Origin of the sequence: Noviherbaspirillum galbum, from assembly GCF_010974945.1 — a bacterium.
Classification (GTDB): Bacteria; Pseudomonadota; Gammaproteobacteria; order Burkholderiales; family Burkholderiaceae_D; genus Noviherbaspirillum; species Noviherbaspirillum galbum.
Genome location: NZ_JAAIVB010000047.1, coordinates 1 through 24,833 on the forward strand (window position 1 = coordinate 1; position 24,833 = coordinate 24,833).

The 24,833-nt window shown below is 63.2% G+C and carries 23 protein-coding genes and 1 pseudogene; 19 read left to right on the forward strand and 5 right to left on the reverse strand.

Going from position 1 to position 24,833, the window contains the following annotated elements; translation table 11 throughout:
* From G3574_RS14345 to G3574_RS14360, 4 genes and pseudogenes are all read left to right on the forward strand, one after another.
* Positions 1-178: pseudogene (locus G3574_RS14345) on the forward strand (ABC transporter ATP-binding protein); the annotation flags it as partial.
* 1 nt (position 179) lies between these two features.
* Positions 180-755, forward strand: coding sequence for a gamma carbonic anhydrase family protein (locus tag G3574_RS14350; RefSeq protein ID WP_163964333.1), 576 nt, complete (start codon positions 180-182; stop codon positions 753-755).
* A 210-nt stretch (positions 756-965) separates the two neighbouring features.
* Positions 966-2,180 (forward strand): ABC transporter substrate-binding protein, encoded by a 1,215-nt coding sequence (locus tag G3574_RS14355; RefSeq protein ID WP_163964335.1) that lies wholly within the window; start codon positions 966-968, stop codon positions 2,178-2,180.
* Positions 2,181-2,383: 203 nt separating this feature from the next.
* The gene (locus G3574_RS14360) at positions 2,384-4,462 is read left to right on the forward strand and encodes a 3-hydroxyacyl-CoA dehydrogenase NAD-binding domain-containing protein (protein WP_163964337.1); all 2,079 of its coding nucleotides are present in this window, start codon (positions 2,384-2,386) and stop codon (positions 4,460-4,462) included.
* 121 nt (positions 4,463-4,583) lie between these two features.
* On the opposite strand, the gene G3574_RS14365 is transcribed toward G3574_RS14360, so the two are convergent.
* Positions 4,584-5,924, reverse strand: coding sequence for an NAD(P)/FAD-dependent oxidoreductase (locus G3574_RS14365; protein WP_163964339.1), 1,341 nt, complete (start codon positions 5,922-5,924; stop codon positions 4,584-4,586).
* 332 nt (positions 5,925-6,256) lie between these two features.
* On the opposite strand from G3574_RS14365, the gene G3574_RS14370 reads away from it, so the two are divergent.
* Complete coding sequence (locus G3574_RS14370) at positions 6,257-6,931, forward strand: Crp/Fnr family transcriptional regulator (RefSeq protein WP_163964340.1); 675 nt, start codon at positions 6,257-6,259, stop codon at positions 6,929-6,931.
* On the opposite strand, the gene G3574_RS14375 is transcribed toward G3574_RS14370, so the two are convergent.
* Genes G3574_RS14375 through G3574_RS14385 form a run of 3 tightly spaced genes read right to left on the reverse strand, consistent with a single transcriptional unit; the run spans position 6,918 to position 9,051 of the window.
* Entirely contained in the window at positions 6,918-8,240 is a 1,323-nt protein-coding gene (locus G3574_RS14375) for a permease (protein ID WP_163964342.1), read from the reverse strand. The genes G3574_RS14370 and G3574_RS14375 overlap by 14 nt on opposite strands.
* Before the next feature lie 59 nt (positions 8,241-8,299).
* On the reverse strand, positions 8,300-8,530 hold the full coding sequence (locus G3574_RS14380) for a DUF2249 domain-containing protein (RefSeq protein WP_163964344.1): 231 nt from the start codon (positions 8,528-8,530) through the stop codon (positions 8,300-8,302).
* Between the two features lie 20 nt (positions 8,531-8,550).
* The gene (locus tag G3574_RS14385) at positions 8,551-9,051 is read right to left on the reverse strand and encodes a hemerythrin domain-containing protein (protein WP_163964346.1); all 501 of its coding nucleotides are present in this window, start codon (positions 9,049-9,051) and stop codon (positions 8,551-8,553) included.
* Positions 9,052-9,261: 210 nt separating this feature from the next.
* Here G3574_RS14385 and G3574_RS14390 point away from each other — a divergent pair, with 210 nt between their 5' ends.
* From G3574_RS14390 to ubiT, 4 genes are read left to right on the forward strand one after another with little or no spacing between them, the layout of a single operon-like run.
* Complete coding sequence (locus G3574_RS14390) at positions 9,262-10,458, forward strand: NAD(P)H-dependent flavin oxidoreductase (RefSeq protein ID WP_407941673.1); 1,197 nt, start codon at positions 9,262-9,264, stop codon at positions 10,456-10,458.
* An 11-nt stretch (positions 10,459-10,469) separates the two neighbouring features.
* Positions 10,470-11,510 carry a ubiquinone anaerobic biosynthesis protein UbiU gene (ubiU, locus tag G3574_RS14395; protein ID WP_163964347.1) on the forward strand — a complete coding sequence of 347 codons (1,041 nt, stop codon included), beginning with the start codon at positions 10,470-10,472 and terminating at the stop codon, positions 11,508-11,510.
* Positions 11,511-11,547: 37 nt separating this feature from the next.
* Complete coding sequence (locus tag G3574_RS14400; protein ID WP_163964349.1) at positions 11,548-12,441, forward strand: U32 family peptidase; 894 nt, start codon at positions 11,548-11,550, stop codon at positions 12,439-12,441.
* Between the two features lie 6 nt (positions 12,442-12,447).
* Positions 12,448-12,927 (forward strand): ubiquinone anaerobic biosynthesis accessory factor UbiT, encoded by a 480-nt coding sequence (gene ubiT, locus G3574_RS14405; protein ID WP_328804789.1) that lies wholly within the window; start codon positions 12,448-12,450, stop codon positions 12,925-12,927.
* A gap of 124 nt (positions 12,928-13,051) precedes the next feature.
* Here the strand turns inward: ubiT and G3574_RS14410 are convergent, their stop codons facing one another.
* Positions 13,052-13,315, reverse strand: coding sequence for a heavy-metal-associated domain-containing protein (locus G3574_RS14410; RefSeq protein ID WP_163964351.1), 264 nt, complete (start codon positions 13,313-13,315; stop codon positions 13,052-13,054).
* A 222-nt stretch (positions 13,316-13,537) separates the two neighbouring features.
* Between G3574_RS14410 and G3574_RS14415 the strand changes: the two genes are divergently transcribed.
* The 10 genes from G3574_RS14415 to ccoG all read left to right on the forward strand — a co-directional run bounded on the left by G3574_RS14415 (position 13,538) and on the right by ccoG (position 24,829).
* Entirely contained in the window at positions 13,538-14,740 is a 1,203-nt protein-coding gene (locus tag G3574_RS14415; RefSeq protein ID WP_163964354.1) for an NnrS family protein, read from the forward strand.
* A gap of 140 nt (positions 14,741-14,880) precedes the next feature.
* Entirely contained in the window at positions 14,881-16,311 is a 1,431-nt protein-coding gene (gene hemN, locus G3574_RS14420; RefSeq protein ID WP_163964356.1) for an oxygen-independent coproporphyrinogen III oxidase, read from the forward strand.
* A gap of 1 nt (position 16,312) precedes the next feature.
* Complete coding sequence (locus G3574_RS14425) at positions 16,313-17,092, forward strand: sulfite exporter TauE/SafE family protein (RefSeq protein WP_163964357.1); 780 nt, start codon at positions 16,313-16,315, stop codon at positions 17,090-17,092.
* 12 nt (positions 17,093-17,104) lie between these two features.
* A complete protein-coding gene (locus G3574_RS14430; RefSeq protein WP_163964358.1) occupies positions 17,105-19,654 on the forward strand; it encodes a heavy metal translocating P-type ATPase in 2,550 nt (849 codons plus the stop codon).
* A 9-nt stretch (positions 19,655-19,663) separates the two neighbouring features.
* Positions 19,664-19,846, forward strand: a complete 183-nt coding sequence (ccoS, locus tag G3574_RS14435; protein WP_163964359.1) for a cbb3-type cytochrome oxidase assembly protein CcoS — start codon at positions 19,664-19,666, stop codon at positions 19,844-19,846.
* 370 nt (positions 19,847-20,216) lie between these two features.
* Positions 20,217-21,641: a cytochrome-c oxidase, cbb3-type subunit I gene (ccoN, locus tag G3574_RS14440; RefSeq protein ID WP_163964360.1), complete on the forward strand. Its 1,425-nt coding sequence runs from the start codon at positions 20,217-20,219 to the stop codon at positions 21,639-21,641.
* 15 nt (positions 21,642-21,656) lie between these two features.
* A complete protein-coding gene (gene ccoO, locus G3574_RS14445; protein WP_163964361.1) occupies positions 21,657-22,271 on the forward strand; it encodes a cytochrome-c oxidase, cbb3-type subunit II in 615 nt (204 codons plus the stop codon).
* A 5-nt stretch (positions 22,272-22,276) separates the two neighbouring features.
* A complete protein-coding gene (locus G3574_RS14450; protein ID WP_163964362.1) occupies positions 22,277-22,456 on the forward strand; it encodes a cbb3-type cytochrome oxidase subunit 3 in 180 nt (59 codons plus the stop codon).
* Complete coding sequence (ccoP, locus tag G3574_RS14455) at positions 22,449-23,387, forward strand: cytochrome-c oxidase, cbb3-type subunit III (RefSeq protein WP_163964363.1); 939 nt, start codon at positions 22,449-22,451, stop codon at positions 23,385-23,387. The genes G3574_RS14450 and ccoP overlap by 8 nt, the downstream gene beginning before the upstream one ends.
* A 47-nt stretch (positions 23,388-23,434) precedes the next feature.
* Positions 23,435-24,829 (forward strand): cytochrome c oxidase accessory protein CcoG, encoded by a 1,395-nt coding sequence (gene ccoG / locus G3574_RS14460; RefSeq protein WP_163964364.1) that lies wholly within the window; start codon positions 23,435-23,437, stop codon positions 24,827-24,829.
* The last annotated feature ends 4 nt before the right edge of the window (positions 24,830-24,833 follow it).

Below are 24,833 nucleotides of genomic sequence, written 5' to 3' on the forward strand. Positions count from 1 at the left end.
CCTGAAGGAGCTGAAGAACCGGGGGATCTCGGTGCTGCTGGTGGAGCAGAAGCTGGCGATTGCGCTGGAGATCTCGCAGCGGGTGTACGTGATGGGGCATGGCTCCATCGTGTTCGAAGGCACGCCGCAGGACCTGCGCAACAACGCTTCCATCCGCAAGGAGTGGCTGGAGGTCTGAGATGGGCGCAATCGGTCCCGACGTCATCCTCAACAAGCCGGCTTACGTGCACGAGTCGGCCTGGCTCTATGGCAAGGTGAGGGTGGAAGAGGGCGCATCCATCTGGATCAATGCCGTGGCACGCGCCGAGCACCAGGAAATCGTGATCGGCGCGTACTCCAACATCCAGGACTTCGCCATGCTGCACATCGGCGACCGGACCCCGACCATCATCGGCAGCCACTGCTCGATCACCCATCACTGCACCATCCATGGCTGCACGATCGGCGACAACTGCCTCATCGGCATCAACGCCACCATCATGGATGGATGCGTCATCGGCGAGAACAGCATCATCGGCGGTCATACCTTCCTCAAGGAAGGCACCATCATTCCCCCCAATTCCATTGTGACCGGCGTGCCCGGCAAGGTCACGCGCACGCAAAACAACTTCGTGCGTAACCGGATCAATGCCTACATGTATTTTCGGAATGCGATTGCCTATCGCGGCGGCGATTTCCGCGATTGGGCGAAGGAGAACATGCCGGCGGAACTGATGGCGGAGATGCAGCGCTTGTCGGGGTTGGTTGGGGAGTGAGGTCGGAATCCCAGCGACATCGACTGCCACGGCTTTCACAACCGCGCCCTGACTACTGTACTTCCCCCTGAACAGGAGGGGACAAGGTGGAAGGCGCTTGAAAACCAGGCGGCCCGCACGCTCGTCCTAAAACATCAGCGTTTCTACGGATAAACTTTTTCCTACCGTCTCTTATACTCTTCTCACTCATTAGAAAAACAGGAGACGACGATGTATAAGAGTGCCCTCAACAGCGCGCTGGCAACGGGAATCTTGATTCTCGCATTCGCAGGGACATCGCACGCACAACAATCCCCCGAACCGATCCGCATCGGCGTATCCGGCCCCTTCACCGGCGGCTCCGCCCCCATGGGCGAAAGCATGCGCAACGGCATCCGCCTGGCCGTGGAGGAGATCAACGGCATCGGCGGATTGAACGGACGTAAAATCGAGCTGGTCGAGCGCGACGACGAAGCCAAGCCCGAGGTCGGCGCAAAGATCGCCAATGAATTTACCCAGCAGAAGATCGTTGCCGCCATCGGCATCGTCAATACCGGCGTTGGCCTAGCCTCCATCGACGCCTACCAAAAGGCCAGGATTCCCCTGGTCGTCGCGGTTTCCACCGGCACCTCGCTGACGAAGAAATACGCGCCGCCCGCCGCGCCGGAAAACTATATCTTCCGCATTTCGCCCACCCTCGACCTCGAGGCCAAGGTCGTGCTCGCCGACCTCAAGCGCAAGGGTATCGACTCCGCCGCCATCCTGGCGGACACGACCGCCTATGGGGAGGCGGGCCTGAAAGCCGTCGAGGAGCAGGCCGCTTCATTCGGCGTGCAGGTGGCATCGAGGGAACGCTTCAACATCGGAGATACCGACATGGGCGCGCAGGTCAAGCGCGCCAAGGCTTCGGGCGCGCAGGCGCTCGTGGTCTGGGGCATCGGGCCGGAGCTGGCGGCAATCGCGCGCAACAAGGACGCCGCCGGTTGGCGCGGTCCCATGCTGGGAAGCTGGACATTCTCGATGCGCAACTTCATCGACGGCTCGGGCAAGGCGGGCGAGGGCGCGCTCATGCCCCAGACCTTCATCCAGGACGTCGGCAGCAGCAGCAAGAACAGCTTCCTGCTGGCATACAGGCGCGCCTTCAACACCGACCGCATTCCCTCGCCGATGAGCGCGGCGCAGGGATACGATGGCATGCACCTTCTTTACCTCGCCTTGCGCCAGGCGAACGGCACCGACGGCCCGAAGCTGAAGGAAGCCCTGGAAAACCTGAAGTTCCGCTACCAGGGCGTGATCACCAGCTACAACAAGCCCTTCTCCGCACAGGACCATGATGCCATCACGCAAAACATGCTCATGATGGGCGTGGTCTCGCACGGCCGCGTGGATTATGCCTATGCCGACGACCAGAAGCGCGGCGCCCTGCTGCGCATGAAGTCCCAGTAACGAAGGACTTGCCGGCATGTCGCCGGGAGCGATCGCCCGCCTGGCCGGGCGATTATTTTTTTCCGCTTAAAATAATACGATCGTTCTTTTTTGGGTTATAGTAGGCACCATCACAACAAAAACCGACTCCAAGAGCGCCAAGGCCCGTGATGCCGCAGGCGGCCTTGGACACACCAACAAGACTTCAACTCAAAGGAAGAGATATGACTGCCGAATACAAGGTCAACGGCTCTGTCGCCGTCATCACGCTCAATAATCCTCCCGTCAATGGCCTTGGCCACGCCACCCGCAGCGCGATCGTGGATGGCATGCGCAAGGCCTTGAACGATGATGCTGTGAAGGCGGTCGTCATCACCGGAGCCGGCAAGGCCTTCTCCGGCGGGGCGGACATCAAGGAATTCAATTCGCCCAAGGCATCCGCCGAGCCGACGCTGCACACCGTGATCAACGTCGTCGAGAATTCCGAAAAGCCGGTCGTTGCCGCGATCCATACCGTCTGCATGGGCGGCGGACTGGAACTGGCGCTGGGTTGCCATTACCGCGTCGTTTCCCCAGGCGCGCAGATCGCGCTTCCCGAAGTGAAGCTCGGCATCCTGCCGGGCGCCGGCGGCACGCAGCGCCTGCCGCGCGTTCTCGGCCTCGAAATGGCCCTCAACATGATCGTGTCCGGTAACCCGGTGCCTTCCGAGAAGCTGGCCAAGACCAAGCTGTTCGACCAGCTCGCCGACGGCGACCTGATGGAAGCGGCGATCGCCTTCGCCAACAAGGTCGCCGATGCGCGCCCGCTGCCGAAGGTCCGCGACATCAAGATCGATTACCCCAACCACGAGGGTTTCCTGCAGTTCTCGCGCAATACCGTGCGCGCGATGGCTGGCCCGTTCCCCGCGCCTGTCAAGTGCATCGATGCCGTCGAGGCAGCCGTTACCAAGCGCTTCGACGACGGCCTGCGCTATGAGCGCGAGCTGTTCACCGAGCTGGTCCAGACGCCGGAATCCAAGGCCCTGCGCCACGCCTTCTTCGGCGAGCGCGCCGCCAGCAAGGTGCCGGACGTCCCCGAGGACACCCCGACCCGCGAGATCAAATCGGCGGCCGTGATCGGCGCCGGCACCATGGGCGGCGGCATTGCCATGAACTTCGCGAACGCCGGCATCCCCGTCACCATCCTGGAAATGAAGCAGGAAGCGCTCGACAAGGGTCTCGCGACGATCCGCAAGAACTACGAGAACACCCTGAAGAAGGGCAAGCTCACGCAAGAGAAGTTCGACCAGCGCGTCGGCCTGATCAAGGGCACGCTGTCCTACGAGGAAATCGGCCAGGCCGACATCGTCGTGGAAGCCGTGTTCGAAGAGATGGGCGTCAAGGAACAGGTGTTCAAGAAGCTCGACCAAGTCATGAAGCAGGGCGCCATCCTGGCGTCGAACACCTCGACCCTCGACGTCGACAAGATCGCCAGCTTCACCAGCCGTCCGCAGGACGTGATCGGCCTGCACTTCTTCAGCCCCGCCAACGTCATGAAGCTGCTGGAAATCGTGCGCGGCGAGAAGACCGGCAAGGACGTGCTGGCAACGTCGCTCAAGCTGGCGAAGAAGATCAAGAAGACCGGCGTCGTGTCCGGCGTGTGCGACGGCTTCATCGGCAACCGCATGATCGAGCAGTACAGCCGCCAGGCTGGCTTCCTGCTGGAAGAGGGCGCATTGCCCGAGCAGGTCGACAAGGCGATCGAAAAATTCGGTTTCGCCATGGGCCCGTTCCGCATGGGCGACCTCGCCGGCAACGACATCGGCTGGGCCATCCGCAAGCGCCGTTATATCGAGAAGCCGGACATCACCTATTCCAAGACCGCCGACCTGCTCTGCGAGATGGGCCGCTATGGACAAAAGACCTCGGCAGGCTGGTACGACTACAAGCCGGGCGACCGCAAGCCGTATCCCTCGCAAGTCGTGAACGACATGATCGTCAAGCACTCGGCCGACCTCGGCATCCAGCGCCGCAAGATCAGCGACGAAGAGATCGTGCAGCGCCTGGTGTTCGCGCTGACCAACGAAGGCGCGAAGATCCTGGAAGAGGGCATCGCGATGCGCGCTTCCGACATCGACATGGTCTACCTCACGGGTTACGGCTTCCCGCTGTTCCGCGGCGGTCCGATGCTGTATGCCGATATCGTCGGCTTGCAGAACGTCGTGATGACGATGGAGCGTTTCGCCCGTGGTCGCCATGGGGAGGCGTGGAAGCCTGCGCCCTTGCTGGCGCGTCTGGCTGCGGAAGGCAAGAGCTTCAACTAAGCATGCAGCCAGGCTGGAAAGCCTTTGCTGAAAACCCCGGCCCGATGGCCGGGGTTTTTTTATGGAGCCGGGATTGCCAACTGACTTCGTCGTTCGCGCGAGGGGGGATCCGATTGTCCGCTCAATGCAACTTGATCCTCGGATTCCTTACCCAGTCCAGCGTCTCCGCCCAGGTCGCAAGCCAGGTCCGGAACCATCCGATCACCGCGATCTGGTGCTGCTTGTGCAGCGCCCAGTACATCCACCGCGCGATCGTGCCCTCGATGAAGACCGAGCCGCGCGCCAGCGCTCCCATCAGGCTGCCGACGGTGCTGCTGTCTCCCAGCGACACCAGCGAACCGCGGTCGCGGTACTTGAATTCGAGCAGCGGCTTGCCGTCCAGCTGGCGGATGAGCGATCTGGCAAGCATCCCGGCTTCCTGGTGCGCGGACTGCGCGCGGGGAGGTACGGCGGGCAGTCCTTCGCCCTGCGGGATCGCGGCGCAGTCGCCGAGCGCGAAGATCGCCGGGTCACGCGAGGTTTGCAGGGTCTTGTGAACCACGAGCTGATTGATGCGGTTGGTTTCCAGGCCGTCGAGCTGGCGCACGTAGTCCGGCACCTTCACGCCCGCCGCCCACACGACGATGCTGCTGGGGATGAACTTGCCGCTTGCCATCTTGACGCCTTCCCTGGTCACTTCGACGACGCGTTCGCCCGTGTGCACGTCGATGTCCAGGTTGGTCAATTCATGCGAGACCGCGGCGGACAGGCGTTCCGGCAATACTTGAAGCAGGCGGGGCGCGGCTTCGACGATGGCGATCTTGAGGTCGCGCTGCGCGTCGAAGTTGCCCAGGCCATAGCTGGAAAGAATGCGGGCCGTCATGTGCAGTTCGGCGGACAGTTCGACGCCGGTGGCGCCGCCGCCGATGATGGTCACGGTGAACCGGCCTTCGCCCGGATGGCGGCTTCTGGCTTGCGCCCGCAGGCAGGTATTGATGAGCTTGTCATGGAACAGCTCGGCCGCGTCGGGAGAGTCGAGCATGATGGCGTTCTCCTGCGCGCCCGGCGTGCCGAAATCATTGGTCTGGCTGCCGATGGCAATGACCAGGGTGTCGTAGGCTATGGCGCGGCGCGGCAGGATCTCCTCGCCGTCCGGATCATGCGTCGGCGCGAGAAGGATTTCCTTGCGGGCGCGGTCGAGGCCGTCCATGCGGCCAAGTCGGAAGGTGAAGTGGTTGGCCTTCGCGAGCGCGAGGTATTCGAGTTCGTCGGCATGGCTATCGAGGGTGCCGGCCGCTACCTGGTGCAGCAAGGGCTTCCAGAGATGCGTCCGTGACGCGTCGATGAGCATGATCTCCGCCTTGCCCCGGCGGCCAAGCTTCTTGCCGAGGCGCACCGCGAGTTCGAGGCCGCCCGCGCCGCCTCCCACGATGGCGATCCGATGCGGCGCGCTTGCCGGGTTGGCAGCAGGAACTGAGCTCATGTTGGCGTGTTTCCTTGTGGCGATGGCATGCCCTGTGGTTGATCCTTGCCTGTCGACTTGACCGGCCCCATTCCATCAAGGTAGTCGTTGCCGGCGCGAAGCCATTCCCACCTCGCTTGACTCAGATCAAATATTTTTCGGATTCAACTGGCTACCCTGACCCGAGCGGAAAAGTGCCTGCAGGGCGTGCATCATGAAGATTCCGATAACGCCCGACGGTTCCTCGTTGCCGGAGCGCCGGAGGCGTGCGACGCATCCAGCGTCACGCCTGCTGGCGGGTTGGCGTTCCGCTTCTCCTTCCCAGTGACACGCATGTAATGTGAGATATGCCCATGAGCATCAGCAAAATCAAGGTGCAGGAATTCCTTGCCCGGCTTCCCTTGTTCAGCGAACTGGACCAGGTGGAGCTGGACCATATCGCGGCCGCGACCCAGGAACTGCATGTGCCCAAGGGAAGGACCATCTTCAACCGCGGCGAGCCGTGCAGCGGCTTTCACAGCGTGGTCTATGGGCAGGTCAAGCTGTACTTCACGTCGCCCGGAGGCAGCGAAAAAGTCGTCGAGATCATCAGCCCCGGCCACAGCTTCGGCGAAGCGCTGATGTTCATGGAAAAGCCTTACATCGTCTCGGCGGACGCGCTGGCCGATTCCATGCTGCTGCACGTCTCCAAGGACACCGTATTTTCCATGCTCGACCGGGACGGGAGATTCGCGCGGCGCATGCTGTCCGGCCTTAGCCGGCGGCTGCACGGCCTCATCTGCGACGTGGAAGCCTACTCGCTTCGTTCGGCGACGCAGCGGGTCATCGGCTACCTGCTGCAGCAGGAAAAGCTGAACGACGGCGACCACATCACCCTGGACGTTCCCAAGACCGTGATCGCCTCCCGTCTCAATCTCACACCCGAGCACCTGTCGCGCATCCTGCATGAATTGATGCAGGAGAAGGTGATCGAGGTGAACCGGAGGGATATCACGATACTGGACGTGAACAGGCTCAGGCAGTATTGAGCGGCCTGCTCCGGTAGTACAGCCGCGCGGCGCGATACAGGTTCGCGCCGAGGCAGGCGCCGGAAGCGGCCAGCGCGAGGCCGGCGAGATGGCTGAGCCATTTCCATTCCATGCCGGTGATCGTTCCCGCCATGCCGGCTGCGCAGGCAAGCAGTCCCAGCGCCACCGCGTGCACGCCCAGGTGCCTGAGTGCCCATGCGTCGGAAATCACCTGCTTCACGTTCGGCGCGCGCTGGCATCCGCCCGCAAGTTCGTTCTGGAGGTGGTACCAGACCAGGAACGGAAGAATCTTGTACAGCATGCCGCACACGACCGACATGCCGAATCCGACGATGAGAAGCACGCCAAGCACGAGGGAATAGGCGGGCGCGTCGGTGAGCCCGGGCATCATGCTTCCTGCGGCGCCCAGGCAGGCGGCAGCCAGGAGCGAGGCAAGGCTGAGGTGCCAGAAGCGCGTCGTCGGATCGGCCTGCGGACGTTTCCGCCGGCGCAGCAGGCTTAGCGTGGTAACGGCGAACGATGCCAGCGAGCCCATCAGTGCCAGCGCCGCCGCAACTTGCGCCATCCCGCCGGATCCTGCCGCACCCATTGCGGATGTCAATGCCAGCAGGACGAACAATACCGGTGCGAGCCAGCCCGACATCCATGCGGGATAGGTCGGCGTCACCTGGAACATCGGCACCACCTGGTAGGCCACGGCGATCACAAGCAGGCCAAGCCAGCCGGCCAGTCCCCATGCGGCGTGCGCATTGACGAGGGAAGTGAACGACAGGCCGGCGAGCCCGGATCCGGTCCCGAGCAGCGCTGCGGCGGCTGCGCCGAGCGCGGCTGCCGCCACCAGGGCGGTCACTGCCAGCCGGACGCCGCGCAGCATGGCGGTGCTGCTCACCGCATTGCGCAGGCTCCACAGGCAGAGAAGCCCGAAGCCGCCGAGCGCGGCGACCAGCAGGGGAATCGCCGACAGGGTCAGCGTGCCGTTCGAGAGAATGAGTCCGCCGGCGAGCAGGAGCGTGCCCGCCCACAACGCAACCGGGACTAGGCGCGACGCCACGCGCGAAAACGCGATCGGAACGCCGGCCACGACCGGCAGCATCTGGAACAGGGCGCCGATCATGACCGAGGACAGGAAGCCGAGCACCAGCAGGTGCACGATGCCCAAGGTCAGGGGCGACCAGCGCGAAACGAAGACGTCCGGCCCGCCCCATGCCGCAAGGCTGCCCGCGAGCACGGCAAACACCGGCGCCGCCAGGAAAAAGCGGGCCGGCAGCGAGAATGCGGGGGATTCATCGAGGGACAGCGAGCGTTGCATGCGCAGTTCGGGCGTGAGGTCGCGGCGTCAGGATGCCATGCCGTCATGGCGTCGTAAGCTCAATCCTGCTCGAGCCGGATGAGGATTTCATACAAGCCGTCGTCGCGTGCCGTCGTGTCGTGGCGGTAGCGGTTCTGGCGCAGGATGCGGTAGAGCGGCACCGGCTCGCGGTCGATCAGCATGCGCAGGCTGTCCTGCGGCGCCAGGCGCGACAAGGCATCCAGCACGCGCTCCATCGGTTCGGGCGGCTCGAGGCCGCATACATTGAGTTCGATGATCCTTGCTTCCATGATTGGCTTCTCCTGTTCCCTCATGCCGCGGTCTCGTGCTTGGACTGCGGCTCAGCCCGTTCCGATCCCGAAGCAACATCCGCCGCCTGCAGGGCTGTCATTGCCTGGATGATTTCCTGCGCCCTGGGGCGCAGCACATTGTCGGCCATCGGATAGAGGATGTTCTCTTCCTTCATGTTGTGCTGCTGCATGAGGGTGTTGAGGGTATCGGCGCAGCCGAAGAAATTGTCCGCGTGCCGGGACTCCAGCGCCGCGCGCATCGACGCGAGCATGTTGCGCATCTGTTCATGCTCCAGGCGCATCACCCGCGTCGGGCCGCTCGCATTGCCGGTCGCGAGTTCGAAAGCCTGGAACAAGACCGCTTCTTCCATCTGGAAATGCCGTTCGAGCAAAGCGCCGAAGCGCGCGCATGAGGCCACGGCCTCCGTCCATTTTTGCCTGGCGGCGTGCATTTCACACTCCGCGAATAGATCGTCGCAACGTCCATGGTCGCCGCTGAGGTAATGCGAGATCGTCGTCATACGTTGTTCCCATTGCTCCTGTTGTTGCGATGCATTCTCCCACCCGCGCCCGCCGCGAATCCTTGACTCAGGTTAAGGATTCACGGATCGCGAAGCGGGTAAAGTTCGCTGCCATGCCGGGTAATGTGCAAGTCCGGCAAAGTTGATTCAGGTCAAACAAATTGAAATTCTGCACTGCTACATTCGCTCGTTCTCAACGGCCTAGGAAGGATCGACGTGCTGGACCTCGTCTTGAAACCACTCATCATCAAGGGAAAGACCCTGTTGCCCATCGTGCAAGGCGGCATGGGCGTGGGGATTTCCGCGCACCGCCTCGCCGGCAACGTTGCCCAGGCGGGCGGCGTGGGGACGATTTCCAGCGTCGACCTGCGGCGCCATCATGCAGACCTGATGGCGGAAACCGGCAAGTCGCGCGACAAGGCGCTGATCGACCGCGCCAATCTCGTCGCGCTGGACCGTGAAATCAAGGCGGCAAAAGGCATCGCTGCCGGAGCTGGCGTCGTTGCCGTCAACATCATGCGCGCCGTTTCCGAATACGCAAACTATGTCCGCCAGGCCTGCGCGAGCGGCGCCGACGCGGTGGTATGCGGCGCAGGCTTGCCGCTCGACCTGCCTGAACTCACGGCCGAGCATCCCGACGTCGCCATCATTCCCATCCTTTCCGACGTGCGCGGCATCTCGCTGATCCTGAAGAAATGGATGCGCAAGAACCGCTTGCCGGATGCGATCGTCATCGAGAATCCGAAGTATGCCGCCGGCCACCTCGGCGCGGCGCGCCCGGAGGATGTCAACGATCCGCACTTCGCCTTCCCCACGGTGCTGGAAGGCACACGTGAACTCCTGCGCCAGCTCGACCTGGAAAAGGAGAACATTCCCCTGATCGCCGCGGGCGGCGTGCACAGCCACGAGCAGGTGAAGGAATTGATGGCGCTTGGCGCGAATGCGGTGCAGCTCGGCACGCCATTCGCTGTCACCGAGGAGGGAGATGCCCATGTCAACTTCAAGCGCGTGCTGGTCGACGCGAAGCCGGAAGACATCGTCACCTTCATGAGTGTGGCCGGCCTTCCCGCGCGCGCGGTCAAGACCACCTGGCTGGCGAATTATCTCGACAAGGAAGAGAAGATGCAGCGGCGCGCGAAGCCGCAGCAGTGCACCGTCGGCTTCGACTGCCTCCACCAGTGCGGGCTGCGCGACGGCATCCCCAAGTCGGGCCAGTTCTGCATCGATACCCAGCTCGCCTTCGCCATGAACGGCGACGTCAAGCGCGGGCTGTTCTTCCGGGGTTCCGAGCCGCTGCCCTTCGGCAACGAGATCCGGTCGGTGCGCGACCTGATCGATTACCTGCTGACAGGCAGGCGTCCCGCGGCGAACAAGCTGGATGCGGGAACGCTGCCGCAACCCGCATAGGAAACCGACCGATGAATGAAACGCTCCACGCCGGCGCGGCAACCGCGGCCGGAGGGTTCGAGCTTGTCTGCCCCGCAGGGACGCTGCCGGCACTCAAGTCCGCGATTGACAATGGCGCGGACTGCGTGTACCTCGGCTTCCGGGATGCGACGAATGCGCGCAACTTCGCCGGATTGAACTTCGACGACAAGGCCATCGCCGACGGCATCCGCTATGCGCACGACCGGCAGCGGAAAGTCTTGCTGGCGCTGAACACTTATCCGCAGGCGCATGACGTTACGCCTTGGCGCAATGCGGTGGACCGTGCCGCGGGGGCGGGCATCGATGCGCTCATCCTCGCCGATCCGGGGCTGATGGCCTATGCGGCAGAGCGTTACCCCGGCATGCGCCTGCATCTCTCGGTGCAAGGTTCCGCGACGAATTTCGAAGCGATCAATTTCTACCATGCGCGCTTCGGCGTGCAGCGGGCCGTGCTGCCGCGCGTGCTATCCCTCGAACAGGTGAAGTACGTGGCCGAAAACACGCCGGTGGAAATCGAGGTATTCGGTTTCGGCAGCTTGTGCGTGATGGTGGAAGGGCGCTGCGCCCTGTCGTCATACGTGACCGGCGAGGCGCCGAACACGCATGGGGTCTGCTCGCCCGCCAAGTCGGTGCGCTGGCAGAAGACGCCGAAGGGAATGGAGTCGCGCCTGAACGGCGTGCTGATCGATCAATATGCAAGCGATGAGAACGCCGGTTATCCGACGCTCTGCAAGGGGCGCTTCGAGGTCAATGACGAGCAGTACTACGCGATCGAGGAACCGACCAGCCTGAATACGCTCGAGCTCTTGCCCAAGCTGATGGCAATGGGTGTGCGCGCGGTGAAGATCGAAGGCCGCCAGCGCAGCCCGGCCTACGTGGCGCAGGTGACGCGGGTATGGCGCGAGGCGATCGATCAATGCCTCGCCAGCGCCCAGCGCTATTCGGTAAAGCCGGGCTGGATGGCGGATCTCGGCAAGGTGGCGGAAGGGCAGCAGCAGACGCTTGGCGCCTATCACCGTCCATGGAAATGACAAGACGCATGGCGTCGATGAATCAAGGAGGCCCGATTTGAAACTTGCGCTTGGTCCGCTGCTCTACTTTTGGCCCCGCCATACCGTCTTCGAGTTCTACCAGGAGATCGCCGAATCCGCGGTCGACATCGTGTATCTCGGCGAAGCGGTCTGTTCCCGGCGCCGCGAACTTCGCCTGAGCGACTGGCTCGACATCGCCGATCTCGTCACGGCTTCCGGAAAGCAGGCCGTCTTGTCGACACAGGCCTTGCTCGAATCCAAGAGCGACATCAACACCCTGCATCGCGTGACGGAGAATGGCCGCTACCTGGTGGAAGCGAACGACATGGGCGCCGCGCATCGCCTCGCCGGAAAGCTGCCCTTCGTGGCCGGCCCCCATCTGAACGTCTACAACCCGCCGACGCTCTCCCTGATGCATGAACTCGGGGCGACGCGATGGGTCATGCCGCTGGAAATGTCCGGCGAGGCGCTGGCCGTGATGCAGACCTCCAGGCCGTTGGGCATGGAGACCGAGGTGTTCGCGTATGGACGGATGCCGCTCGCTTTCTCGGCCCGCTGCTTCACGGCCCGCCATTACAACCTGCCAAAGGACGACTGCCAGTTCAAATGCATGGATTATCCCGATGGACTTGCGTTGAAGACGCGTGAAGGCCAGCCTTTCCTGACCTTGAACGGCATCCAGACGCAATCGGCCTCGGTGCATAACCTCGTGCAGGAAACGGAAGAACTCGGCCGGCTTGGCGTCGACATTCTCCGCATCAGTCCGCAAGCGACGGACACGGTGCAGGTCGTCGACATTTTCCGCGCCGTCTGCGATGGCAAGCGCGATGGCGGGGAAGCGCTGGCTGCCATGGCGTCCATCATGCCCGCGGCCGCATGCAACGGCTACTGGCATGGCAAGCCCGGCCTCGAGCTGTGCATCGCGGCGTGAATTCCCTTGATCAAGAACACGATGACACCCAACCAATTCATCATTCCCGCGCCGGTCGGCCGCCTGTGTGCCTTGCTTCCCGCCTATCCTGGGTGGGTGCTGTTCGCGTCCGCGCTGAACCTGGTCGTCAGCCGCAATCTGCCGGATGACGTGAAGCAGGCGCTGACAGGGCGGCGATTGCGAATCACGGCGACCGATGCGAACCTCAGCTTCACGGTGGAGTGGCGGGCCGGCGGGTTTCGCGCTTGCGCACCGGGAGCGATGCCCGAGCTGACGATCAGTGCGAGCGCGCAGGATTTCCTTCTCCTTGCGCGGCGGCAGGAAGATCCGGATACCTTGTTCTTCAGCCGGCGGCTTGGAATGGAAGGGGATACCGAGCTTGGGCTGCTGGTGAAAAATACGCTGGATGCGATCGAGGTTCCTGTTTTCGAGCTTGGCAGGACGGCGCTGGGCAGAGTGTTCGGGCGGTTTGGGGGGAAGAGGTGATTGCTGTCGGTGGCGCCTGCCGGTGAGGTCTAAATTGGCGTCCAGCGCCTGCAGCGTTTTTCGCCGTCCCAGCCATCTTCATGATTTCCGCCTGCGCGGGAATCATGGGGTGCGCTAGACCGGCCTACCGGCACCCGCCGCCACAACAACCACCACCGGCGCCAAGATCCAGGCTGCGCATGCCCGCCACGCTGAACCCGGCACGCTTGAGCGTGGCGAGAAGTTCCTGACGGCTGGTCTTGTTTCCATCGAAGGCGACGACGGCTTTCTGGCAACCGATATCGATCTGCACATGGCTGACCCCCGACACTTCCTGCAGAACGCGGGCCACGAAATTGGCAGTGGTTTCTGAGGCGATACCGCTCAGTTTGAAGATCTCGGTTTCCATCGTATTCGTCTCTACCATGAGGGTGACCGGCGAAGTGTAAGCGGCAAAGGCGTTGCCGCTGAATGATCCAGATCAAGAATATCCAAGTGAAAAAAAGCGTTTGCGGATTCACGCGACGCGGAATAACATGTAATGCAAATGCATGTTTAAGCCTTGTCCCAGAAATTGCACAGGCACGATTCAGCTTCGACTCGAATTCCTCTCAACATCAAGATCACCATCATGGCTCTCATTACCATCGACGAACCCCGTGTCACGGGAAACCCTGGAAAGTCGTTTGGCGACCATCCCGTGTTCCGCCTCGGCTTCCGTCCCTTCTACCTGCTTGCCGCGCTGTTCGCCGCGGTCAGCATTCCGCTGTGGCTCGCCGCGTATTCGGGCGTGTCCTTGCCGCACCTGCGCATCGACATCAACTGGCACATGCACGAGATGGTGCACGGCTTCGCCATCGCGGTCATCATCGGCTTCCTCTACACCGCCGGCCGCAACTGGACAGGGCTCTGGACGCCGAAAGGAAAGCATCTTGCGGCGCTGGCCGGACTCTGGCTGGCAGGGCGGGGCGCCATGCTGTTCCTGCCGCCGCTGCCCGCTGCCGTGGTCGATGTCGCCTTCCTTCCGCTCGCCGCCTGGCCGTTGTACCGGGTGCTCGCGCGTGCCGGCAACAAGCGCAACATGTTCCTGATCGGCTTGCTGGCGCTGCTGTCCCTGCTGAACTTCGCCTTCCACGGCGCGCGCATCGGCTGGCTCGACATCTCCACCATCAAGCCCATCCATGCCTCGCTGTTCGTCATCGTCGTCATCGAATCGGTCATCGGCGGTCGCGTCATTCCCGGGTTTACCGCGAATGCCTTGCCTGGCGTGAAGCCGCATGTCAGCGAAAAGCTGGATCGCATCTGCCTGGGCTTCACCGCGGCTGCCTGCATCGGCTGGGTAGCCGGCGCGTCCGGGCCGCTGATGTTCGGACTGGGACTGTCGGCAAGCTGCGCGCAACTGTTTCGCCTGATCGGCTGGAAGCCGCACCGCACCGTGCGCAAGCCGCTGTTGTGGATCCTGCACCTGTCGTATGCCTGGATCGCGGCGGGCTTCTTCCTGCTGGCGCTGGCCGGCATCCATGCCGTCAGCGCGAGCGCGGCGGTGCACGTCCTTGTGATCGGCTCGATGGCCGGGCTGATTATCGGAATGATCACCCGTACGGCGCTCGGGCATACCGGCAGGAAGCTGGAAACCGGCTGGGCCGAGCCGGTCATGTACCTGCTGCTGCAGGCCGGCGTGGTGGCGCGCCTCGTCGCGGCGATCGACGCCCTGCAACTGCGCGAGCCGGCGCTGGGCATGGCTGCCGCATGCTGGTCCGCCGCCTTCCTGCTCTACGTCGTGTCGTATGGACCTTTCCTGATGCGTCCGCGCACCGACGGGCGGGAAGGTTGATGTCTCCGGCGCTGGCGCCTGACGATCGCGAGTCCGGCTATTTTGACCTAGATCAATGTTGAGAATCGACCCGCTTTCGTACACTGCAAGCACACCGGAAAACGTCCGTCTCGCCTGGCGCGAGCGCAGGAGCACATCACATGGCAGTCCCCAACCTGGCAATGAATGCCATCCCCGCAGTCCAGTTCGACGCTGAACTGATTCGCAAGCTGACCCAGCAAGGCCCGCGCTACACCTCGTATCCCACCGCCGACAGGTTCAATGGCAACTTCGGCGTGGGCGACTACCTGCAGGCGGTAAATTCGGTGCGCGCCATGGGCGCGCGCAACCCCTTGTCGCTGTACGTGCACATCCCGTTCTGCGAGCACCTCTGCTACTACTGCGCCTGCAACAAAATCGTTACCAAGGTGCGCAGCAAGGCGGAGGTCTACCTGACCTACCTGAAGCGCGAGATCGACATGCAGGGCAAGCTGTTCGAGGGAATGAACACCGTCGAGCAACTGCATTTCGGCGGCGGCACGCCGACCTACCTCAACGATGCGCAGATGGGCGACCTGCTCGCGCACATCCGCAAATGGTTCAAGTTCGCGACCGATGACGCAGGCGAATACTCGATCGAGATCGATCCGCGCACCGTCTCGGCGGCACGCATCCGGACATTGCGCGAGCAAGGTTTCAATCGCGTGAGCCTCGGCGTGCAGGATTTCGATCCCGACGTGCAGAAGGCGGTCAACCGCATCCAGCCGGAAGAAAAGACGCTGGAAGTGATCCAGGCCGCGCGCGATGCCGGGTTCCGCTCGATCAGCATCGACCTGATCTACGGCCTGCCGAAGCAGAACCTGATCACGATGAACCAGACCCTCAACAAGGTCATTGCCGCCAATCCCGACCGCATCTCGATCTACAACTATGCGCACATGCCGGCCTTGTTCAAGTCGCAGCGCCGGATCTCGGAAGATGAACTCCCCAGCGGCGAGACCAAGCTCGACATGCTGTCGCTGTGCATTCGCCGCCTGACCGAAGCGGGCTACGTCTACATCGGGATGGACCACTTCGCCAAGCCGGACGACGACCTCGCCATCGCCCAGCGCCATGGCCGCCTGCACCGCAACTTCCAGGGCTATTCCACGCATGCGGACGCGGAAATGGTGTCGGTCGGCGTGTCGGCGATCAGTGCCGTGGGTTCAACCTATAGCCAGAACGACAAGACGCTCGAAGGCTATTACGAGCGCATCGAGCAGGGCGAGCTGCCCATCGTGCGCGGCACCAAGCTCAGCCTCGACGACGTGCTCCGCCGCATCATCATCCAGATGCTGATGTGCAATTTCGAGCTCTCCATCCGCTCGCTGGAACTGGCCTACCCGATCAGCTTCGCGACTTACTTCCAGCAGGAACTGGCCAAGCTCAAGGAACTCGAAGCACTCGGCCTGCTCAAGCTCGACAGCGAGTGGCTGACGGTCACCGCCAAGGGCCGGCTCCTGATCCGCAACATCTGCATGGTGTTCGATCGCTATCTCAACATGCCGCAAGAGATCAAGCTCGAGCGGATGAAATATTCCAAGACGATCTGACGTGTCCCAGATCCACCTGCTTCCTGTCTTCCTGGTCGGCCTCCTGGGTGGAGTGCATTGCATCGGCATGTGCGGCGGCATCGTGGGCGCGCTCTCGCTCGCCGGCGACAGGAAGCGCATTCCCATCATCCCGGTCTCCGGCGCCGCAACGTCCAGCCTGATGGCAGGCCAGGCCGACGTGAGCGGCCTCGCGCGCGTCCTCGCCTATAACACCGGACGCATTGCGAGTTACGCCACGGCCGGCGCCATCGCGGGCGGCGTTGCCCAGGGCGTGCGCGCGCTGTCCTTCATGTCCTCCCTGCAGATCGGCGGATACTGGCTTGCCAACATCATGCTGGTTGCCCTCGGGCTGTACCTGATGGATGCCTGGCGCGGGCTGGCCCGCCTCGAAGCGGCCGGCCAGTTCGCATGGCGCCGCATCCAGCCGCTGGTCCGGCGTTTCCTGCCGATGGACACGCCAGGCAAGGCGCTGGCCCTCGGCGCCCTCTGGGGATGGGTACCGTGCGGGATGGTGTACAGCGTCCTGCTCACGGCCATGATGAGCGGCTCCGCTGCCAGCGGCGCGCTGACCATGCTTGCCTTCGGCGCGGGCACCTTGCCGGTGCTTCTCACCATGGGCCTGTTCGGCGACCGCTTGCAGCAATGGACGCGCCAGCGTCGCGTCCGGGTCATTGCCGGCGTCATCGTTCTCGGATTCGGCCTCCTTGGCCTGGCACGGGTCGTGCATGGATTGCCCCTCGGCGGGCTGGATGCATTGTGCATCAGTCCTGCCGTGCACTAAGGAGCAGTCTTCATGTCTAGCGCGCCAATCCCGCATCAGGAGGATTGCTTTCACTGCGGCTTGCCGGTGCCTGCCGGCGCTGCCTGGTCTGTCGAGATCCAGGGGCTGCCCCGGGCCATGTGCTGTCCGGGCTGCGAAGCCGTGGCGAAAACCATCGTCGAGAGCGGATTGTCGGACTATTACGCCTCGCGCACGGCGTTCTCGCCGCGCACCGGCGATGACCTGGTGCCGGAAGCGCTGCGGCTCTACGACACGCCGGAAGCCATGCAGGGCTTCGCCCGCGCCGCCGGAAACGAGCAGCCGGATGGCAGTGAATCCCAATCGCAGGAAACGGTGTCCGCCACGTTCTCGATAGAGGGAATCCGCAGCGCCGCCTGCATCTGGCTGATCGAACGCCGGCTGTCCATGGTGCCGGGCGTGCTTGCCGCCAACCTGAACGTGGCAACCGAACAATTGCATGTCCGCTGGAAACCCGCGGCGTGCAAGCCGAGCGACATCCTATCCGCGCTGCGCTCGCTCGGATACACCGCCTATCCCTACGACCCGGTGAAGCATGAAGAACTGGTGCGCCGCCAGGCGAAGCGGCTCTTCAGGCAGGTCTTCATCGCCGGCCTGTCGATGATGCAGGTGATGATGTACGCCGTTCCCGCCTATCTCGCCACCGATGGCACGATGGATGCCGACATGGCTGCGCTGATGCGCTGGGCCAGTCTCTGGCTGACGGTGCCGGCCGTGTTCTATTCGGCATTGCCGTTCTTCCGGGGCGCATGGGCGAACCTCAAGACGCGGGCGCTGGGCATGGACGTGCCCGTGGCCATCGGCATTGCGGCCGCGTTCGGAGGCAGCGTGGTCAACACCGTGCAAGGCAGCGGCGAGGTCTATTTCGATTCGGTGACGATGTTCATCTTCCTGCTGTTGTGCAGCCGTTATCTCGAAACGGCTGCGCGCCGCAAGGCCGCATCGGCCCTCGAAAGGCTGCAGCGCGGCCTGCCGCCGTCGGCGAGCCGCCTGCTTGATTATCCGGCAAGCCGGGATACGGAAACCGTTCCGGCCGCCAGGCTCGTGCAGGGCGACCTGCTGCAGATCCGGCCCGGCGAATCGGTGGCCGCGGATTGCGTGATCGTCGAGGGCGCAAGCGCAATCGATCTGTCGCTGCTCACCGGGGAAAGCGTGCCGGTGCGCAAGGGATGCGGCGATGCGCTGCCCGGCGGCGCGGTCAATGCCAGCCAGCCGCTCATTGCGCGTGTGCTGCGGCCGACCACGGAAAGCACCTTGTCCAGCCTGGTGAAACTCATCGAGCGGGCAGGGCAGGAGAAGCCGAGGCTGGCGCAATGGGCGGACCGCGTCGCGGCTTGGTTCGTCGGCGCGCTGCTGCTGTTCGCGGCCGTGGTCTTCGCCGCCTGGCAATGGCTCGATCCCGCGCGATCCTGGGCAATCGCCATCGCCGTGCTGGTCGTGTCCTGTCCGTGCGCGCTGTCGCTTGCCACGCCGACGGCGCTGGCCGCCGCCATCGACCGGCTCGTTCGCCAAGGGGTGCTCGTGATCCAGCCGCACGTGCTCGAAACCCTGCACCGCTGCACGCATATCGTTTTCGACAAGACCGGCACGCTGACCAACGGCAAGCCGACGCTGCGGCGCATCGAGGTCGCGGACACGAAGGCACCTGATACCGCGCTGGCGGACCGCTGCCTGCAGATTGCCGCCGCGATGGAACAGGCCAGCAGCCACCCGCTGGCAGCCGCCATCGTCGACGCGGCGCGCGCCAGGTCGCTCGCCGGCATGCAGGCGGAAGAGATCGTCCATACGGCGGGCGAAGGCTTGCAGGCGCGCATCGAGGGCACGCTGTACCGGCTGGGACGCGTCGGTTTCGTCGCCGCCCTGGGCGGGCCGCCGGTCGCGGCGCAGGCGGATGCCAGCGTCACCGCCATCTACCTCGGCACGGCAGCAGGGCCAGTGGCGCGGTTCGAGCTGGAAGACAGCCTGCGCGACGATGCGCGGGAAACCGTGCGCCTGTTCCAGCACGCGGGCAAGGAAGTCATCTTGCTCAGCGGCGACCGGCAGGAGGTCTGCGCGCATGTCGCCGCACAACTGGGCATCCGCGAAGTGCGGGGCGATTGCCTGCCCGAACGGAAGCTCGCTTTCGTCCAGGAACTGCAGGCGCGGGGCGGGGTGGTTGCGATGGTGGGCGACGGCATCAACGATGCGGCCGTGCTGCGCGCTGCGGATGTCTCATTCGCCATGGGCGGCGGCGCCGCGCTGGCCCAGACGCATGCGGATGCCGTGCTGCTGTCGGGGCGCATCGCTTCCGTCGCCGCGGTGTCGATCGCCGCGAAGCAGACCATGACGGTGATCCGCCAGAACCTTGGCTGGGCCACCCTGTACAACGCCATCGCGATTCCCGCGGCGGCATTCGGACTGCTCAACCCCTGGCTCTCCGGCGTCGGCATGTCGCTCAGCTCGGCATTCGTCATCCTCAACGCGCTGCGCCTGCGCCGCGTTCCCCGGCAAGCTTCGCCGCAAGCACCCGCGCACGCGGGCATGCTGCGCGAACAAGCCGCTTGAAAGGCCGCCATGGAAGCCCTTTACTTTCTCGTTCCCTTCAGCGTCGTGGTCGTGTTCTTTTCGATATGGCTGTTCCTGAATATGTCCGAAGGCGGCCAGTTCGACGACATGGTCGGACCCGCGCTGCGCGTCATCCAGGATGATGACAAGCCGGCATCGCCCGAGAAGACGGCGTCGCGGCTGCCTGACTGACGATCCCTCCACTAATGGGCCGCCGCCATGTTCCCTCCCCTTGAAGGGGAGGGAATAACAGCTGATCCCCGTTCCTGATTATGCGAATGCCCCGCATCGCGCTTCTCTGATTCAGGAACGCTCCGCAGTCATTTTCCCCGAATCCCGCATGAACACTGGCCCGCGCGGCCAGGCATTGTTCCTGCATTAGGCATGTCATCGCATTGAGCATTGCAAGCGGAGAGGGCGAGGCGCGCATCACGCTTTACCCGCAACGAGTGAACACTTTCGCATCGGTTTCCTTGAGTCTGGCCAATTTGATTCACATCAAGGAAATTCAAACCCCCGAAACGTAACCTCGCCCCATCGTTTTACCAACAGGAGATCGTACGTGGATACTGCACTTAACTACAACTACAAGGTCGTGAAGCAATTCGCGATCGCCACTGTAGTGTGGGGTGTGGTCGGCATGCTGGTCGGCGTGTTCATCGCCGCCCAGCTTGCCTGGCCCGCCCTCAACTTCGACATTGCCTGGCTGAGCTATGGACGCCTGCGTCCGCTGCACACCAACGCGGTGATCTTTGCCTTCGGCGGCTGCGCCCTGTTCGCGACGTCGTACTACTGCGTTCAACGCACCTGCCAGGTCCGGCTCTTCTCCGACGCGCTTGCCGCAGTCACCTTCTGGGGCTGGCAGCTCGTCATCGTGGCGGCTGCGATCACACTGCCGATGGGTTTCACCTCCGGCAAGGAATACGCCGAGCTCGAATGGCCGATCGACATCCTGATCGCCGTGGTGTGGGTGTCCTACGCGATCGTGTTCTTCGGCACGCTGGTCAAGCGCAAGGTCCCGCACATCTACGTCGCGAACTGGTTCTACGGCGGCTTCATCCTCGCCGTGGCGCTGCTCCACATCGTCAACAGCGCCGCGATCCCGGTCACGCTGACCAAGTCCTACTCCGCCTACGCCGGCGTGCAGGACGCGATGATCCAGTGGTGGTACGGCCATAACGCGGTGGGCTTCTTCCTGACCGCAGGCTTCCTCGGCATGATGTACTACTTCATTCCCAAGCAGGCGGAAAAGCCGGTGTTCTCGTATCGCCTGTCGATCGTGCACTTCTGGGCGCTGATCTTCACCTACATGTGGGCGGGCCCGCACCACCTGCATTACACCGCGCTGCCCGACTGGACCCAGTCGCTCGGCATGGTGTTCTCGCTGATCCTTCTGGCGCCTTCTTGGGGCGGCATGATCAACGGCGTGATGACCCTGTCCGGCGCATGGAACAAGCTGCGCACCGATCCCATCCTGAAGTTCCTGATCGTGTCGCTGTCCTTCTACGGCATGTCGACCTTCGAAGGCCCGATGATGTCCATCAAGACGGTCAATGCCTTGTCGCACTACACCGACTGGACCATCGGCCACGTGCACGCCGGTGCGCTGGGCTGGGTCGGCTTCATCTCGATGGGCTCGATCTACTACCTGCTGCCGCGCCTCGTCGGCAAGGCAGAGATGTATAGCAAGCGCATGATCGAAACCCACTTCTGGATCGCCACAATCGGCATCGTGCTGTACATCGCCGCGATGTGGATCGCCGGCGTGATGCAAGGCCTGATGTGGCGCGCGGTGAACGCGGACGGCACCCTGACCTACACCTTCGTCGAAGGCGTGAAGGCGACCTATCCGTACTACGTCATCCGTTTCGGCGGCGGCCTGCTGTACCTCAGCGGCATGATCCTCATGGCCTACAACACGATCATGACCATCCGCGATCCGAAGCCGGTGAATGCCCGCATTCCCGCCACAGCCGCACACGCATAGCATTAGGAGCAAACAATGAAGTTTTCACATGAGTGGATCGAGAAAAACCCTTGGCTGCTGATCGCGCTGGTGGTTCTCGTGGTGAGCGTCGGCGGCCTGGTAGAGATCGTCCCGCTGTTCTTCCAGAAGTCGACGACCGAGCCGGTGGCAGGCCTGAAGCCTTACTCCGCGCTGCGCCTCACGGGCCGCGACATCTATGTGCGCGAAGGCTGCTACAACTGCCATTCGCAGATGATCCGCCCCTTCCGCGCCGAGACCGAGCGCTACGGCCACTATTCGGTTGCGGGCGAATTCGTCTACGACCGGCCGTTCCAGTGGGGTTCCAAGCGCACCGGCCCGGATCTTGCACGTGTCGGCGGCCGCTACAGCGATGAATGGCACCGCACCCACCTGAACAATCCGCGCGACGTGGTTCCCGAGTCGAACATGCCGAGCTATCCATGGCTGGCATCGTCCAAGCTGGATCCGCAGGAAGTGGTGCCGAAGATGCGCGCACTGCAGAAGCTCGGCCATCCTTATTCGGAAGAGGAAATCAAGCAGGCGCCGTCCGAGCTGGAAGGCAAGTCCGAGCAGGATGCGCTGGTGGCCTACCTGCAAGGCATGGGAACGTTGATCAAGGCAAAGAGGTAACCAAGATGCTCGAACAATTCTTTTCCGATGCCCGGATCGCGCTGACCGTCGTGAGCTTCCTCACCTTCGTCGGCATCATCCTGTGGGCCTACAGTGGTCGCCGCGAGGCGGCGTTTGCGGCGGCGGCCAACCTGCCTTTCGCCGACGAGATCGATATGGAAGGTGCGGAGAAACACCATGGCTGACTTTACAAGCGAATTCTGGAGCATCTATGTTGCGGTGCTGACCCTGCTCGGCATCGCCGGCTGCGCGCTGCTGTTGTGGGGACAGGCCCAGGTTAAGATCGAAGTGCCTGCGGATGGCAAGGTGGATACCACCGGCCACCAGTGGGACGAGAACCTGACGGAGCTGAACAATCCGATGCCGCGCTGGTGGATGTGGCTGTTCTACATCACCATCGTCTTCGGCCTGGGCTACCTGGTGCTGTATCCCGGCCTCGGTTCCTACGCTGGCAAGCTGAACTGGCAATCGACCGGCGAATACCAGGCTGAGCTGAAGCAGGCCGACAAGGAATTCGGCCCGATCTTCGCCAAGTACCAGCAGCAGGACATCAAGACCGTGGCTGCCGATCCGCAAGCACGGGCCATCGGCGAGCGCCTGTTCATGACCTACTGCGCGCAGTGCCATGGTTCGGACGCACGCGGCAACAAGGGCTTCCCCAACCTGACGGACAAGGACTGGCTCTATGGCGGCGAGCCCGACACGATCAAGACCACGATCATGAACGGCCGCAATGGCGTCATGCCGCCGATGGGCGCGGCGGTCGGCTCGGACAAGGACATCGAGAACGTGGCTCACTACGTCAAGAGCCTCTCCGACTCGGCGCACGATCCGATCAAGGCGGTGTTCGGCAAGGAGAAGTTCGGTGCATGCATGGCCTGCCACGGCGCTGACGCCAAAGGCAACCAGGCCCTCGGCGCGCCGAACCTGACCGACAAGATCTGGCTCCATGGCGGCAGCATCGACACCGTGATGGAAACGATCCGCAAGGGCCGCAACAACACCATGCCCGCGTTCAAGGACTTCCTGGGCGAGGCTAAGGTACATGTGCTGGCGGCCTATGTCTGGAGCCTGTCGAACGATTCGTCCCAGGCAAGCCAGACGGCGCAGAAGTAATGGCAAGGCAGTAACAAGGTTGTATTACAAGGTAGAGAGCAAGACTGATGACTGAGGCCGCTCCAAAAGTTGCGATAGTGAAGATGTACGCCGCGCGGGAAGAAATCTACCCGCGCGAAGTCAAGGGCTGGTACGCGAGCTGGCGCTGGGTGTGTGTATGGCTGACCCAGCTCGTGTTCTACGGGCTTCCATGGCTGACGCTGAACGGCCGCCAGGCAGTCTTGTTCGACCTGGAGGCACGGAAGTTCTATATCTTCGGCGTGGTGTTGTGGCCGCAGGACTTCATCTACCTCGCGCTGCTGCTGATCATCTGCGCGTACTCCCTGTTCCTGTTCACCGCCATCGCCGGCCGGCTCTGGTGCGGCTATGCTTGTCCGCAAACGGTCTACACCGAGATCTTCATGTGGATCGAGCGCAAGATCGAGGGCACGCGCAGCGCGCGCATGCGCCTCGACAAGCAGCCGATGTCGGCTGAGAAGTTTTTCAAGAAGTCCGCGAAGCATGCAGCCTGGGGCGCGGTCGCCCTGTGGACCGGCATCACCTTCGTCGGCTACTTCACTCCCATCCACAAGCTGATGGGCGAGATTGCTTCCTTCGGCCTGGGGCCGTGGGAATGGTTCTGGGTGCTGTTCTACGGCTTCGCCACCTATGGCAACGCCGGATGGATGCGCGAGCAGGTATGCAAGTACATGTGCCCCTACGCGCGTTTCCAGAGCTCGATGTTCGACAAGGACACGCTGATCATCACCTATGACAAGGAGCGCGGCGATCCGCGCGGCGCCGGCAGCAAGTCCGGCGGCCGCGCCAACCTCGGCGATTGCATCGATTGCTCCATGTGCGTCCAGGTCTGCCCGACCGGGATCGACATCCGCGACGGCTTGCAGTCGGATTGCATCGGCTGCGCGGCGTGCGTTGACGCCTGCAACATCGTGATGGACAAGGTCGGTTCGCCGCGCGGACTGATCCGGTACTCCACCGAAAACGGCATGAAGGACAAGCTCACCGTGCCGCAGATCCGCCGTCGCGCGATGCGTCCGCGGGTGCTGATCTACTCGGGCATCCTGGTCGTCATCCTTGCCGCCTTCTTCGGCTCGCTGTTGACGCGCACGCCGCTGAAGGTCGACGTGATCCGCGATCGCGGGGCCATGGGACGCGAGCTCGACGACGGTTCTATCGAGAACGTGTACCGGCTGCAGATCATGAACACCGATGAAGCCGGACACCGTTTCCGCATCAAGGTGTCGGGCGTCGATGCGATCTCGCTTGCCTCGCCCGATATCGTCGAACTCGGCGCGACCGCCTCGCGCGGCGTTCCGGTACAGGTCCGCGTGCCGCAAGGCAAGGCCCAGAAGGGATCGAACAAGATTGTCTTCGAGATCGAATCGATGGATGAGCGCCACCTGGAAGTGCACGAGAAAGCCGTGTTCTTCGTCCCGCGCTGATGAC